The organism is Sphingobium chlorophenolicum, assembly GCF_000722875.1.
Lineage (GTDB): Bacteria > Pseudomonadota > Alphaproteobacteria > Sphingomonadales > Sphingomonadaceae > Sphingobium > Sphingobium chlorophenolicum.
In genome coordinates this window covers 1-14,621 of sequence record NZ_JFHR01000006.1, presented here as the reverse complement: position 1 = coordinate 14,621, position 14,621 = coordinate 1, and the positions used below count along the sequence as shown (strand labels likewise).

11 protein-coding genes are annotated in these 14,621 nt (G+C 63.7%); 4 read left to right on the top strand and 7 right to left on the bottom strand.

The annotated features are described in order from the left end of the window. Nucleotides 1-59: 59 nt before the first annotated feature. From BV95_RS03640 to BV95_RS03620, 5 genes are all read right to left on the bottom strand, one after another. Complete coding sequence (locus BV95_RS03640) at nt 60-2,045, bottom strand: acetyl-CoA carboxylase biotin carboxylase subunit (RefSeq protein WP_037447591.1); 1,986 nt, start codon at nt 2,043-2,045, stop codon at nt 60-62. 139 nt (nt 2,046-2,184) lie between these two features. Then, nucleotides 2,185-3,192 carry a biotin synthase BioB gene (gene bioB / locus BV95_RS03635; RefSeq protein WP_037447588.1) on the bottom strand — a complete coding sequence of 336 codons (1,008 nt, stop codon included), beginning with the start codon at nt 3,190-3,192 and terminating at the stop codon, nt 2,185-2,187. Continuing rightward, nucleotides 3,189-5,342, bottom strand: a complete 2,154-nt coding sequence (gene scpA / locus BV95_RS03630; protein WP_013846722.1) for a methylmalonyl-CoA mutase — start codon at nt 5,340-5,342, stop codon at nt 3,189-3,191. The genes bioB and scpA overlap by 4 nt, the downstream gene beginning before the upstream one ends. Nucleotides 5,343-5,490: 148 nt before the next feature. After that, entirely contained in the window at nt 5,491-5,928 is a 438-nt protein-coding gene (gene mce, locus BV95_RS03625) for a methylmalonyl-CoA epimerase (protein ID WP_037447585.1), read from the bottom strand. A gap of 104 nt (nt 5,929-6,032) precedes the next feature. After that, nucleotides 6,033-7,565 (bottom strand): acyl-CoA carboxylase subunit beta, encoded by a 1,533-nt coding sequence (locus tag BV95_RS03620; protein ID WP_037447582.1) that lies wholly within the window; start codon nt 7,563-7,565, stop codon nt 6,033-6,035. Between the two features lie 121 nt (nt 7,566-7,686). On the opposite strand from BV95_RS03620, the gene BV95_RS03615 reads away from it, so the two are divergent. Beyond that, nucleotides 7,687-9,102: a helix-turn-helix domain-containing protein gene (locus BV95_RS03615; protein ID WP_037447579.1), complete on the top strand. Its 1,416-nt coding sequence runs from the start codon at nt 7,687-7,689 to the stop codon at nt 9,100-9,102. Nucleotides 9,103-9,185: 83 nt separating this feature from the next. Then, nucleotides 9,186-9,896: a 2OG-Fe dioxygenase family protein gene (locus BV95_RS03610; RefSeq protein ID WP_037447576.1), complete on the top strand. Its 711-nt coding sequence runs from the start codon at nt 9,186-9,188 to the stop codon at nt 9,894-9,896. 6 nt (nt 9,897-9,902) lie between these two features. Here the strand turns inward: BV95_RS03610 and gor are convergent, their stop codons facing one another. Next, on the bottom strand, nt 9,903-11,249 hold the full coding sequence (gene gor, locus BV95_RS03605) for a glutathione-disulfide reductase (RefSeq protein ID WP_037447905.1): 1,347 nt from the start codon (nt 11,247-11,249) through the stop codon (nt 9,903-9,905). A 100-nt stretch (nt 11,250-11,349) separates the two neighbouring features. Then, the gene (gene pgi, locus BV95_RS03600; protein ID WP_037447573.1) at nt 11,350-12,855 is read right to left on the bottom strand and encodes a glucose-6-phosphate isomerase; all 1,506 of its coding nucleotides are present in this window, start codon (nt 12,853-12,855) and stop codon (nt 11,350-11,352) included. A gap of 235 nt (nt 12,856-13,090) precedes the next feature. Between pgi and lepB the strand changes: the two genes are divergently transcribed. After that, a complete protein-coding gene (lepB, locus tag BV95_RS03595; RefSeq protein WP_013846729.1) occupies nt 13,091-13,915 on the top strand; it encodes a signal peptidase I in 825 nt (274 codons plus the stop codon). Beyond that, nucleotides 13,912-14,595: a ribonuclease III gene (gene rnc, locus BV95_RS03590; protein ID WP_037447570.1), complete on the top strand. Its 684-nt coding sequence runs from the start codon at nt 13,912-13,914 to the stop codon at nt 14,593-14,595. Before lepB ends, rnc begins: the two co-directional genes overlap by 4 nt. Nucleotides 14,596-14,621: the final 26 nt, after the last annotated feature.

Below are 14,621 nucleotides of genomic sequence, written 5' to 3'. Positions count from 1 at the left end.
CACAGCATGTCCGCCGCGCAGGGGAAAGGCCTTTCCCTGCGCGGCGGACATGGGTTCGCTTATTCCAGTTCCAGGATGATCGCGTCGACCGGCAAGCTTTCGCCCTGAGCGGCGGACACGCTCTTCACCACGCCCGCCTTCTGGGCGCGCAGGATATTCTCCATCTTCATCGCCTCGATCACGGCGAGCGGCTGGCCGATCTCGACCTTGTCGCCTTCCTTGACGTTCAGCGCGACCAGCAGGCCCGGCATTGGACAGATCAGGAAGCGCGACAGATCCGGCGGAATCTTCTCGATCATATGCTTGGCATGCACCGCCGCATGAGCGGGCAGAATGCGCAGCTTGTGGCTGGCGCCATGCGCCGTCAGCACGAAGCCCGAACGCACCGGCGCGATCTTCACCGCCAGTTGCTCCTCGCCGAACTCCGCCTCGATCAGCCGGTCGCCCGGCGTATATTCCAGCGCCAGTTCGATCGCCTCGCCGTCCACCGTGACGTCGTCGCCGTTGATCACGACGTCATGGATCGCGTCCCCGATCTTAACCTGCCAGCCGGTGGGCGGAGCGAGCCGCTTGCCCAACTGCCCCTCGATCCGGCGAGCCCGATCCGCCTGCGCCATGGCGGCGAAGGCGCCGATGGCCGACAGTCGCTTCAGCAGCGTTTCGGATGCCGGAGCGCCGACGAACCCCTCCGGATATTCCTCCGCGATGAAGCCGGTGGTGATGTTGCCCGAACGGAAGCGCTCATGCTGCATCAGCGCCGAGACGAAATCGATATTATGCCCCGGCCCCTCGATCTCGAACTGGTCGAGCGCCGCGATCTGCTTGTCGATGGCCTCCAGACGGGTCGGCGCCCAGGTGATCAGCTTGGCGATCATCGGGTCGTAGAACATCGATACCTCGCCGCCCTCGACCACGCCGTCGTCGACGCGCACGCCGTCCACGGCCTCAGGCGGATTGTAGCGGATCAGACGCCCCGTCGAGGGCAGGAAGCCCCGATAGGGGTCTTCGGCATAGACGCGGTTCTCGATGGACCAGCCATTGATCTTCACATCCTCCTGACAGAAGGAGAGTTCCTCGCCATTGGCGACGCGGATCATCTGCTCCACCAGATCGAGGCCGGTGATCTCTTCGGTGACCGGATGCTCCACCTGGAGTCGGGTGTTCATTTCCAGGAAGTAGAAGCCGTCGCCCGTCTTGTCCGCGCCCGACACGATCAGTTCGACCGTGCCCGCGCTGAAATAACCCACGGCCCGCGCCAGGGCGACGCACTGCTCGCCCATCTTCTTGCGCATTTCCGGTGACACGAAGGGCGAAGGCGCTTCCTCGACCACCTTCTGGTGACGGCGCTGGATCGAGCATTCGCGCTCGTTCAGGTAAAGGATATTGCCGTGCTGATCGCCCAATATCTGGATTTCGATATGGCGCGGGCTTTCGATGAACTTCTCGATGAACACGCGGTCGTCGCCGAAGCTGTTGAGCCCCTCGCGCTTGGTCGCCTCGAAGCCTTCGCGCACGTCCTGCTCGCTATAGGCAAGGCGCATGCCCTTGCCTCCGCCGCCGGCCGACGCCTTCATCATCACCGGATAGCCGATCTCGTTGGAGATGCGGACGGCATGCTCCGTATCCTCGATCACGCCGACAAAGCCGGGAACGACATTGACGCCCGCAGCTTTCGCGAGCTTCTTGGACTCGATCTTGTCGCCCATGGCGGCAATGGCGTTGGCGGGCGGGCCTACGAAGATGATGCCCTCGGCATCCAGCGCCTTGCGGAAGCTCTCGCGCTCCGACAGGAAGCCATAGCCCGGATGCACGGCATCGGCGCCAGTATCCTTGCACGCCTGGATGATCTTTTCGGCAATCAGATAGGATTGGGCAGCGGGCGACGGGCCGATATGGACAGCCTCGTCAGCCATCAGCACATGCGGCGCGCGAGCATCGGCGTCCGAATAGACCGCCACGGTCTTGATACCCATCTTCCGCGCCGTGCGGATGACGCGGCACGCGATTTCGCCACGGTTCGCGATCAGGATCTTGGTGATTGCCATCTTTATCCTTGCCCCAGTCCTTAAAGCTGCCGTTCGCCCTGAGTAGGGGCTGAGCGAAGTCGAAGACCCGTATCGAAGGGTCCTTCGATACGCCACTTCGACAAGCTCAGTGGCTACTCAGAATGAACGGCTATGTTTTCTATTCCGCTGCCACGGCCTCCAGATGCCCGTGCGGCTGCGCCATCATCGGGGCCAGCCCAAGCTTGGAAAGCAGCGCGCTATCCTTGTCGTCCCCGGCATTAGCCGCGGTCAGCAGCTTGTCGCCGGTGAAGATGCTGTTCGCACCCGCCATGAAGCAGAGCGCCTGACAGGCCTCGCTCATGCTCTCGCGCCCGGCGGAAAGCCGCACCATCGACTGCGGCATGACGATCCGCGCCACCGCGACGGTCCGCACGAACTCCACCTCGTCGATCTTGGCGAGCGGCGTGTCCTTCAACATGTCGCCCAGCACGGTCCCGGCCACGGGCACCAGCGCGTTGATCGGCACGCTCTCAGGATGCGGCATGGTAGCCAGCGCATGGAGGAAACCGATCCGGTCGGACCGCGTCTCGCCCATGCCGACAATCCCGCCGCAGCACACGTTGATGCCCGCCGAACGCACATTCTCCAGCGTCTCGATCCGATCCTCGAAGGTCCGGGTGGTGATGACGTTGGCGTAATTCTCAGGCGATGTGTCGATATTGTGGTTGTAATAATCCAGCCCCGCATCCGCGAGCTGCTTCGCCTGACCGGCCGACAGCATCCCCAGCGTCATGCAGGTTTCCATGCCCATCTGGCGGACTCCCTGCACCATCTCGATGAGCTTGGGCATGTCCCGTTCCTTGGGATTGCGCCACGCCGCGCCCATGCAGAAACGGCCGGAGCCATGGTCCTTCGCCTGCGCCGCCGCCTGGAGCACCGCCTGCACGTCCATCAGCTTGGTGGCTTTCAGGCCGCTTTCCGCCTCGGTCGACTGGCTGCAATAGCCGCAATCCTCCGGACAGCCGCCGGTCTTGATCGACAGCAGGGTCGACAACTGCACTTCATTGCGCGGGAAATTCGCACGATGGATCGACTGCGCTTCGAACATCAGGTCGTTGAAGGGCAGGTCGAACAGCGCGGCGATCTCGTCGCGCGTCCAGTCGGTGCGGGCGGTAGTCTGGGTCAAGCGGCTTCCTCCAGCCCCGCAGGGGGCATGTTGTGGCCGAGCAGGCGCAGCACATCGGCGGCGCACTCCACGACGTTGGAACCCGGTCCATAAATGCCCTGAACGCCCGCGTCACGGAGATAGTCGTAATCCTGCGGCGGAATGACCCCGCCCGCGATCACCTTGATGTCGTTGCGACCCTGTTCCCGAAGCTGCCGGATGAGTTCGGGGATCAGCGTCTTGTGCCCCGCCGCCAGCGACGAAGCGCCGACCACGTCGACCCCGCTGTCGAGCGCCAGCACCACCGTTTCCTCCGGCGTCTGGAACAGCGGCCCCGACACGATGTCGAACCCCATGTCCCCGAAAGCGGACGCGATCACGTTGGCGCCCCGGTCATGGCCGTCCTGCCCCATCTTGGCGATGAGGATCTTCGGCTTGCGACCGAGGCGCCGCTCGACGGCCTGCACCCCGTCAAGAACCTGTTTCCAACGGCTGTCCTGCGCATAGGGCTTGGAATAGACGCCCTTCACCGGCGTCGGCACCGTGCCGTAACGGTTGAAGCTGTCCTCCATGGCGGAGGAGATTTCGCCCAGCGTGGCGCGGGCGCGCGCCGCCTCCACCGCATGGGCGAGCAGATTGTTCTCAATCGACTGCGGCCCCGCAGCCGCCTGGCGCAGCGCCTCCAGCGCGGCCTGGCAGGCGGCCTCGTCACGCTCGGCCTTCACCCGGTTGATACGGGCGATCTGCGCCTCGCGAACCTTGGTGTTGTCGACCTCCAGCGTCTCCAGCAGGTCTTCGTTCGCCAGGCGATATTTGTTGACGCCGACGATGACATCCTCGCCCCGGTCGACCCGCGCCTGACGGGCAGCGGCGGCGGTTTCGATCATCGCCTTGGGCCAGCCAGCGGCCACGGCCTTCGCCATGCCGCCCTCCGCCTCCACGCGGTCGATGATCTCCTGCGCGGCGTCCACCAGTTGCTGGGTCAGCGCCTCGATATAATAGCTGCCGCCCAGCGGATCGACGACATTGCACATGCCGGTCTCTTCCTGGATGACGATCTGCGTGTTGCGCGCAATGCGAGCCGAAAAGTCGGTCGGCAGCGCAATCGCCTCGTCCAGCGCGTTGGTGTGCAGCGACTGCGTGCCGCCCAGCATCGCCGCCATCGCTTCGATGGTGGTGCGCATGACGTTGTTATAGGGGTCTTGCTCCGTCAGCGACACGCCCGACGTCTGGCAATGGGTGCGCAGCATCTTGGACCGCTCGTCCTGCGCGCCCAGCTTCGTCATGACGCGATGCCACAGCACGCGGGCGGCGCGCAGCTTCGCGATCTCCATGAAGAAGTTCATGCCGATGGCGAAGAAGAAGCTCAGCCGCCCCGCGAACTTGTCGATATCCAGGCCGCTCGCCACGCCATAGCGCACATATTCCGCGCCGTCCGCGATGGTGAAGGCCAGTTCCTGCACCTGCGTCGCCCCCGCCTCCTGCATATGATAGCCGGAGATGGAGATGCTGTTGAACTTCGGCATCTCCCGGCTGGTATAGCCGAAAATGTCGGAGATGATCCTCATGCTGGGTTCGGGCGGGTAGATATAGGTGTTGCGGACCATGAACTCCTTCAGAATGTCGTTCTGAATGGTCCCGTCCAGCAGCTTGCGCTCAACCCCCTGCTCCTCGCCCGCGACGATGAAGAAGGCCAGGATCGGGATCACCGCGCCGTTCATGGTCATGGAAACGGACATCTTGTCGAGCGGAATGCCGTCGAACAGGATCTTCATGTCTTCGATCGTGTCGATGGCGACCCCCGCCTTGCCGACGTCGCCGACGACGCGGGGATGGTCGCTGTCATAGCCGCGATGGGTGGCCAGATCGAAGGCAACCGAAAGCCCCTTCTGCCCCGCCGCCAGATTGCGGCGATAGAAGGCGTTGGATTCCTCGGCGGTCGAAAAGCCCGCATATTGCCGGATGGTCCATGGCCGCCCCGCATACATGGATGCGCGCACGCCCCGCGTGAACGGCGCGAAGCCGGGTAGGCCCGGATCGACCGTCACATCCTCGGCAGTGTAGAGCGGCTTGACGGTGATCCCTTCCGGGGTCGCCCAGTTCAAATCCTTGCCCTTCACCTCCTTGGCGGCGGCGGTGGCCCACTGATCCAGCGTCGGCTTCTCGGTCATCGTTTCTAACCTACCCTCAAACCCAAATCCGTTCGCCCTGAGTAGAGGCTGAGCTTGTCGAAGCCTCATATCGAAGGGCCTTGCTTAACCCGTCCTGCGATATGCCGCTTCGACAAGCTCAGCGGCTACTCAGGACGAACGGCCGTATTCAATGCGCCTCCTTGGGCGTCTCCATGATCTCCGTCAGCACCCCGTTCATATCCTTGGGGTGGACGAAGAAGATCAAAGTCCCGTGCGCCCCGATGCGCGGTTCGCCGAGCACCTTCTTGCCCAGCCCCTCGAACCAGGCCTTGGCCTCATGAATGTCGGGCACTTCATAGCACATATGATGCTGCCCACCGGCCGGGTTCTTGGCGATGAAGCCGTGGATCGGGCTGTTCTCGCCCAGCGGCTCGATCAGTTCGATCTGCGTGCCCTCGGTACCATTCTCACCCGGCGTATCCACGAAGCAAACCTTCACCCCCTGCGCGGGCAGGTCGAACGGCTCATGCGTGATCGTCGCGCCCATAACGTCGCGATAATAAGCGATGCTGGCTTCCAGCGAGGGCGTCGCGACGCCGATATGGTTCAAGCGACCGAGTTTCATATCACTTCACCTACTTCGTCACCCCAGCGAAGGCTGAGGTCTCGTGCCTTTACGTTCCACATAGCCGCCTGAGATTCCCGCCTTCGCGGGGATGACGGGCGTAATCAAAGCGGAATATTGTCGTGCTTCTTCCAGGGGTTCTCCAACGCCTTGTTGCGCAGCTTGCGCAGACCCAGGGCGATCCGCTTGCGCGTCGAATGCGGCTGGATCACCTCGTCGATGAAGCCCTTGCTCGCCGCAACGAAGGGGTTGGCGAAGCGGTCCTCATATTCCTTGGTCTTCTGCGCGATCTCTTCGGGCGTCTTCCCGCGGAAGATGATCTCCACCGCGCCCTTCGCGCCCATCACCGCAATTTCCGCAGTCGGCCAGGCATAGTTCAGGTCGCCGCGCAGATGCTTGGACGCCATAACGTCATAGGCGCCGCCATAGGCCTTGCGCGTGATGACGGTGATCTTCGGCACGGTCGCCTCGGCATAGGCGAACAGCAGCTTCGCGCCATGCTTGATGATGCCCGAATGCTCCTGCGCCGTTCCCGGCAGGAAGCCCGGCACGTCGACGAAGGTGACGATGGGAATTTCGAAAGCGTCGCAGAAACGCACGAACCGCCCGGCCTTCTTGGAGGAGTTGATGTCCAGCACGCCCGCCAGCACCATCGGCTGGTTGGCGATGATACCGACGGTCTTGCCCTCGACCCGCCCGAAACCGCAGAGGATATTGCCCGCATGGGCAGGCTGCACCTCGAAGAAATCACCCTCATCCACCACCTTGCGGATCAGTTCGTGCATATCATAGGGCTGGTTCGCGTTGGCCGGGATCAGCGTGTCCAGGCTTTCCTCCAGACGATCCCACGGATCGGCGCTCGGCCGCTCCGGCACCGGCTCCTTGTTGGAGGCAGGCAGGAAGTCCACGAAATCGCGCACCGCCAGCAACGCCTCGATATCATTGTCGAACGCCACGTCGGCCACGCCGGACTTAGTGGTGTGCGTCACCGCGCCGCCCAGTTCCTCCTGGGTCACGACCTCGTTGGTAACGGTCTTCACCACGTCCGGCCCGGTCACGAACATGAAGCTGCTATCCTTCACCATGAAGATGAAGTCGGTCATGGCGGGCGAGTAAACCGCGCCGCCCGCGCAGGGTCCCATGATCACGCTGATCTGCGGCACCACGCCCGAAGCCAGCACGTTGCGCTGGAAAATCTCCGCATAGCCGCCCAGCGACGCCACGCCTTCCTGAATGCGCGCGCCGCCTGAGTCATTGAGGCCGATCACCGGCGCGCCGACCTTCATGGCGATGTCCATGATCTTGCAGATCTTCATCGCGTGCCGTTCCGACACTGCGCCGCCATAGACGGTGAAGTCCTGCGAAAACACATAGACCAGCCGCCCGTTGATCGTGCCCGATCCGGTGACGACGCCGTCGCCGGGGATATGCTGCTCGTCCATGCCGAAGTCGATGCAATTATGCTCGACATACATGTCCAGCTCTTCGAAACTGTCCTCGTCCAGCAGCACTTCCAACCGCTCGCGGGCGGTCAGCTTGCCCTTGGCATGCTGGGCGTCGATGCGGCGCTGGCCACCGCCCAGGCGCGCGGCGTCGCGCTTGGCTTCCAACTGTTCGATGATGGCTAGCTTCGACATATCAGGCTTTTCTCCGGCTTGTCGCGGACATGTTTGCCCGCCCTTTCCCAATCTTTCCGCATTTTCGCAAATGCGATTTTGCCAATTTGCAAATCGCGATTTCGCAAATTATGGACGAACCATGGCTCGTGGCAACAGAATCTTCGCAGGCCCCCGCCTGCGCCAACTCCGGCTGGACCACCGCATGGACCAGGCGACGATGGCGCAGGCACTCGGCATATCGGTTTCCTATCTCAGCCAGATGGAGAATGACGACCGCCCCCTCACCGCCAAGGTGAAGGCCGCGCTCGCCAGCGCCTTTCCCACCGACTGGGCCAGCTTCGACAGCCGGGAGGATGAGCAGCTTCTGGGCGCCTTCACCTATGCGCTGGCCCATCCCGAACTGCCCGGACCAGCGCTGGAACCGGAACGGATCGAGAAACTGCACCTGCAATTCCCCGAATTTGCGGCGCGCTATGTCGATCTCTATAATGCCCATATGCGCGCCAATGAACGCATCAACATGATCGAAGAAGCGATCGCCAACGACCACGCCGTACAGGCCCGCCTCCCTTGGGAAGCCGCCCGCGACTGGTTCCATGAGGCGGGCAATTACGTCCATGCGCTCGACTGCCTGGCGGAGGATATGGCCGCCAGCTTCACCGCCGGCCAGACGCTGGACGAGGGCATGCTGGTGGAGGCGCTGGCCCGCCGCCACGGCATCGAAACGCTGATCGCGGAGACGCCGGACTCTGCGCTCCGCTCCTACACCAGCAGCGAACGCCGCCTGTTCGTCAACGCCGCCCTGCCCACGGAAAGCCGCAAGTTCATGCTCGCCCACCAACTCATGATGCTGGAGGGGCAGGCGGTCATCGCCGACGTGGTGAACAAGGCGGGCCTGCCCGTCATGGGCGCGGATCGCCTGCTGGCCATTGGCCTCGGCAATTATGCGGCTGGCGCGCTCCTCATGCCCTACGCTCCTTTCCGCGAAGCCGCCCGCGAAGTCCGCCACGACATAGACCGCCTCGCCCGCCGCTTCGGCGTCAGCTTCGAACAGGCCTGCCATCGCCTGTCCACGCTCCAGCGGCCGGGCTTGCGTGGCATCCCCTTCTTCTTCTGCCGCGTCGACATGGCGGGCAACATCACCAAGCGCCACAGCGCCACCCGCCTGCAATTCGCCCGCTTCGGTGGCGCCTGCCCCCTCTGGAACGTCCATGAAGCAGTCGCCGTCCCCGACCGGATCAACATCCAGCTTGGCGAGACGCCCGACGGCGTGCGCTATGTCTCCATGGCGAAGGGGCTGGTGAAGCCGTCCGGCAGCTACAGCCGCACCCCGCGCCGCTTCGCCGTGGTGCTGGGCTGCGAGACAGCCCATGCGGCGAATTTCGTCTACGCCGACGGCCTGCAACTGGAGGTGGAGGGGGCGGCGACCCCCATCGGCATCACCTGCCGCCTCTGCCCCCGTCAAAGCTGCGACCAGCGCGCCTTCCCGCCCGCCGACCGCCCCATCCGCGTCGATCCCGACAACCGGCAGATCGTGCCCTACTGGATCGGCTGAGCAGCAAAACCGGCTTTTCCGGCAATCCTGCTTGCGGGAACTGGCCCTGTCGCTCGTCCGCCCTTCCGGATAAGGAATGATGGATGAGCGACGCGGATATTCTGACGAACATATCCCTCCGGCACGAACTGGAGGATTACGGCTATGCCCGCCTGTCCGGTTCCGACCTGTTCGACAGGCTGGCCATCCGGGCCGCCGATTGGGCCGCGCTCGCCCAAAGCTGGGACGATCTCGGCCCCGACCTCTACATGGCCGACGGGGGCCGCTACCGCCGCCGCCGCCACGCGACCTTCGCCTGCGACCATGGCAGGTTCACACCCAAGCCCCATCAACCCCATTTCCAGAGCCGCGACTACAACCCCCTGAACGGCGATGTGCAGCGCTGGTTCGACCCGGTGGAGCAGGCGACCATCGACAATACGGCGATGCAGTCCATCTTCGCCTTTTGCGCCCACAGCTTTCCGCTGAAGGGGCCGCAGCATGTCGAACTCCATCAGTTCCGCATCGAAGCGCGCAGCGGTGAACTGGGCCGCCCCACGCCCGAAGGGATGCACCGCGATGGAGTAGACTGGGTTTTCGTCATGCTGGTCGAACGGCGCAACGTCCGCGAAGGCGTCACCCGCATCGGCGCGCCGGGGGGCCGGGAACTGGGCGAATTCACCCTCGCCCGTCCCGGCGATGCCGTGTTGATCGATGACCACCGCATCATGCATGGCGTCACCGAAATCCATGCGCTGGACCCCGCGCAACCCGCCTGGCGCGACGCACTGGTCCTGACCTTCGCGGCCGAATAGCCGGAGCTATTTAAGCAGCACCAGTTCCTCGGCCATGCTGGGGTGCAGGGCCACCGTGTCGTCAAAGGCCTGCTTGGTAAGGCCCGCCTTCACCGCAATGGCCGCCGCCTGCAATATCTCCGGCGCGTCCGGGCCGATCATATGCAGCCCCACCACCCGGTCGGTCGTGGCGTCCACCACCATCTTGTAGAGCGCACGCTCGTCCCGCCCGGCCAGCACATTCTTCATCGGCCGGAAATCGGAGGTATAGATCTTCACCGTGCCCAGCGTGTTCCTCGCCTCCGCCTCGGTCATCCCGACCCCGGCAAGCGGCGGTTGGCTGAACACGGCAGAGGGCACGCAGGCGTAATCGACAGTACGCGGATTATCCCCGAACACCGTATCCGCAAAGGCATGCCCTTCACGGATCGCCACCGGCGTCAACTGCATTCGGTCGGTGACGTCGCCCACCGCATAGATGCTCTGGCAACTGGTGCGGCTATACTCATCGACCTTGATCGCGCCCTTGTCGCTCAGTTCGACCCCGGCATTTTCCAGCCCCAGCCCGTCGACATGCGGCTTGCGCCCGGTAGCGAACAGCAGCAGATCGCAGTCTATCGGATCGCCGTTCCTGAATCGGACGGACAGCGTGCCGTCCTCCTTCTTCTCGATCCTCTCCATCTCGGCATTGAAGCGGAAATTGATGCCTTTCATCATGGAAATCTGGAGCAGCCGGTCGCGTATCTGCTCGTCATACCCGCGCAGCAGCGTGCCCGAACGGTTCACAATGGTCACATGGCTGCCGAACTCGTGGAAAATCCCGGCAAATTCATTGGCGATATAGCCGCCGCCCACGATCACGATCCGCTTGGGGCACTCCTCCAGATGGAAGACCTCATTGGATGTGACGCCATGCTCCGCGCCCTCGATGTCCGGAATGATGGGCCAGGCTCCGGTCGAAACCAGGATATATTTCGCGCTGACCTCCCGCCCGCTCGCCAGCTTCACGCTATGCGGCCCGGTGATCGTGGCCCGCTCCTGGATCAGTTCGACCTCATGGCTATTCAGCGTGTTCCTGTAGAGGCCCTCCAGCCGGTCCACATCGGCCAGCACATTGTCGCGCAACGTCGTCCATTCGAAATCGCAATCCGGCACTTTCCAGCCGAAACGCCGCGCATCCCTCAAATCCTCGGCGAAATGCGCGCCGTAGATGAGCAGCTTCTTGGGCACGCAGCCGCGAATGACGCAGGTGCCGCCGACGCGATATTCCTCCGCCACCGCCACCTTCGCGCCATGAGCCGCCGCCACGCGCGAAGCCCGCACGCCGCCCGATCCCGCGCCGATGACGAAAAGGTCGAAGTCGTAATCGCTCATATATGCCTCCGCTGCATCGCGCCGCATATGGAGCGTGCATGGCGGAGTTACAAACCAGAATCTGACTATGCCCATCCCGCAAGCAGGATGAGCTCGTCCGTCAAATCCCGCCCAGCGCCAGATCGATCAAAGCCATGGTCGACGGATCGAAGCCCTTCGGCCCCTCCGCCTCGATGGATTTGGCGATTTCCTTGCCCAGTTCGACGCCGAACTGATCGAACGGATTGATCCCCATCAGCACCGCATTGGCAAAGGTCCGGTGCTCGTAAAAGGCGATCAGCGCCCCCAGAGCCTCCGGCGTCACATCGTCCAGCAGGATGGTGGTCGAGGGCCGGTTCCCCGGATAGGCCCGCGCCGGATCGGCCGCATTCTCCTTCCCCCGCATCAACGCCGCCCCCTGCGCGAAGCAGTTGACCAGCAACGCCCGATGATGCGCCGGGTCGAGCGCATGGCCCGGCTCGATGGATGCGATGAATTCCACCGGCGTCAGGATCGTCCCCTGATGCAGCAACTGGAACACCGCATGCTGCGCGTCCGTGCCGACGCCGCCCCAGGTGATCGCCGCCGTCGGCCCGTCGACCGGCGCGCCGTCCCGCGTCACGCTCTTGCCGTTGCTCTCCATCTCCAGTTGCTGGAGATAGGATGGCAGCAGCCGCAGTCGCTCGTCATAGGCGAACAAGGCCCGCGTCTGGCACCCCAATATCCGCGCATAATATTGATCGACGAATGCCGCGATCAGCGGCGCATTCTGCCTGGGATCGCTCAGCCGGAAATGCCGGTCCATCGCCGCCGCGCCTTCCAGCAGGCTCTCGAACGCGTCCCACCCCAACGCCAGCGCCGCCGGAAAACCGATGGACGACCAGAGCGAATAACGCCCGCCTACAGACTCCGCGAAGGGCAGCACCCGCGTCTCGTCCACGCCCCATTCGATGGCCCTGTCCGGCGAAGCGGTCAGCGCGATCACCCGACCATAGGGATCGTCCACCCCCGCCTCGACCATCCAGTTGATCGCGCTCGCCGCGTTCAGCATGGTTTCGGTCGTGGTGAAGGTCTTGGAAGCGACCGCAATCAATGTCGCTTCCGGATCGAACCGGGAAATCGCCCGCTCCAGCGCCGTGCCGTCCACATTGGACACGATGGCGACGTCATAACGCGCCCCATCGCCGCCCAGCGCGTCGATGATCAGGTCCGGCCCCAGCGCCGACCCGCCGATGCCGATATGCAATATATGCCGGATCGGCCCCAGCGCCTCCCCCTCGATCGCGTCGATCAGCGCCCGCATCCGGGCATGCAGCATCTTCGCATAGGCCACGCTGTCGGCATTGCCCTCGCCCCGCTCAGCCGGATGTTCGGCGGCGCGGCCTTCGGTGTTGTTAACAGCCTCGCCCGCGAACAGGGCGTCCCGCTGCGCTGCAAACCCCTTTTCCTCCGCCAGCTTCAGAAAGCCAGCGAACAGATCATCGGTCAGATGCGTTTTCGACCAGTCGAAACGGATCGGTCCCTGCGTCAGCGTGAACTTGCTCAGCCGGTCGGGATCGACGGTGAAGATGGACTTCAGATCGGCCTGGGGAAGATCTGCGAGCGCTGCCAGTGCAGGGCTGGACATTGGGAAATATCCTCTTGTTTTGCCGTTGATCGATGCCGACACTGCACCTGTCGATTCTTTCCCATCCTAGCCAAGTCGTTCCGCTATTGCACCGTTCGGGCAGAAAATTCGGGTTGCAGGGCAGCATAGGGTGAATATCGCTTGGTCTCTAGCGCGCTTGACGGCAGCTTTACGAACCCGCAAAAGCCGCGACGGCCTGTTTTCAAGGCGGATTGAAGGAAAAGACGACCAAAGCATGAGCGCAAAATCCGAAACGCGGGATTTCCTCTGGTTTCTCGCAAAGCTGGCGGTGTTCGTCTTCGTCCTGCGCAGCTTCATCGTGTCGCCCTTCAACATCCCTTCTGAATCCATGCAGCCGCGCCTGCTGATCGGCGATTATCTGCTGGTTGCGAAATGGCCCTATGGCTATTCACGCTATTCTCTGCCCTTCGGCATTCCGCTGATCCCCGGCCGCATCCTCGCCTCCACGCCCCAGCGCGGCGACGTGGTGGTGTTCAAGGCGCCGCCGAACCAGAAGAACGACTATATCAAGCGCGTCATCGGCCTGCCCGGCGACATGATCTCCGTGCGCGGCGGCACGGTTTACCTGAACGGCCAAGCTGTGCCGAAGCAGAAGGTGGCCGACCTCGTCATCCCCGTGACCCCCAACATGGAGGATGCGGCGGCCAGGGAAGGCAGCCCCTCCCCCTGCTATCGCCCGAAGTTCGAGGAACCGCTTGCCGGCGGCGGCCGCCAATGCCGCTACCCGCAGTTCCGCGAAACCCTGCCCGGCGGCAAGAGCTACAATGTCCTCGACCTGGTGCCGGACGGCGCGGCGGACGACCGCGACACGGTGGTGGTGCCCGAAGGCCATCTCTTCATGATGGGCGACAATCGCGACCGCAGCGCCGACAGCCGCTTCCCGGCGGTCGACGGCGGCGGCATCGGTCTGGTCCCGGAGGAAAATCTGGTCGGCAAGGCAATGATCTCGGTCTTTTCGACCGACGGCAGCGCCAACTGGCTGCTCCCCTGGACCTGGTTCACCGCAGCGCGCTGGAGCCGCATCGGGGAAGGCTTTTGAAATCGACCGCGCATGGGCCGGACACCGAAGGCTGGTTGACGGCGCTGATCGGCCGCAAGCCGAAGGATCCGGCCGCCTTCACCCAGGCGCTGACCCATGGCAGCGCCAATGCCGTGAATTATGAACGGCTGGAGTTTCTGGGCGACCGCATCCTTGGTCTGCTGATCGCCGAATGGGTCTATGACCGCTTTTCGACCGAACCGGAAGGCAAGCTGTCCCGCCGCTTCAACGCGCTGGTGTCGGGCGAAACCTGCGCCGAAGTGGCCCGCAGCGCCGGGGTTCCGACCCACCTCATCCTTGGCAAGCAAGCCCGCGACGATGGCGCGGCCGACAGCGACAATGTGCTGGGCGACGTGATGGAGGCGCTGATCGGCGCGCTCTATCTGGAGGGGGGGCTGAAGGAAGCCCGCACCCTCGTCCGCCGCCTCTGGGCCGACCGCGTCGACACGCAGGCGAGCGCGCCCAAACATCCCAAGTCCGCCCTCCAGGAATGGGCCGCCGCCAACAAGCGCAAACCCCCGGAATATGCGATGACCGACCGCTCCGGTCCGCACCACGCGCTGAAATTCACGGTCACGGTCAGCATCAGGGGCGCGGGCGAAGCAAGCGCCACCGGCGGCTCAAAGCAGGAAGCGGAAACGGCAGCGGCAAAGGTCTTACTGGACAAGCTCACCACCTAAACCCCACCCCCGCAACTGGCACACCC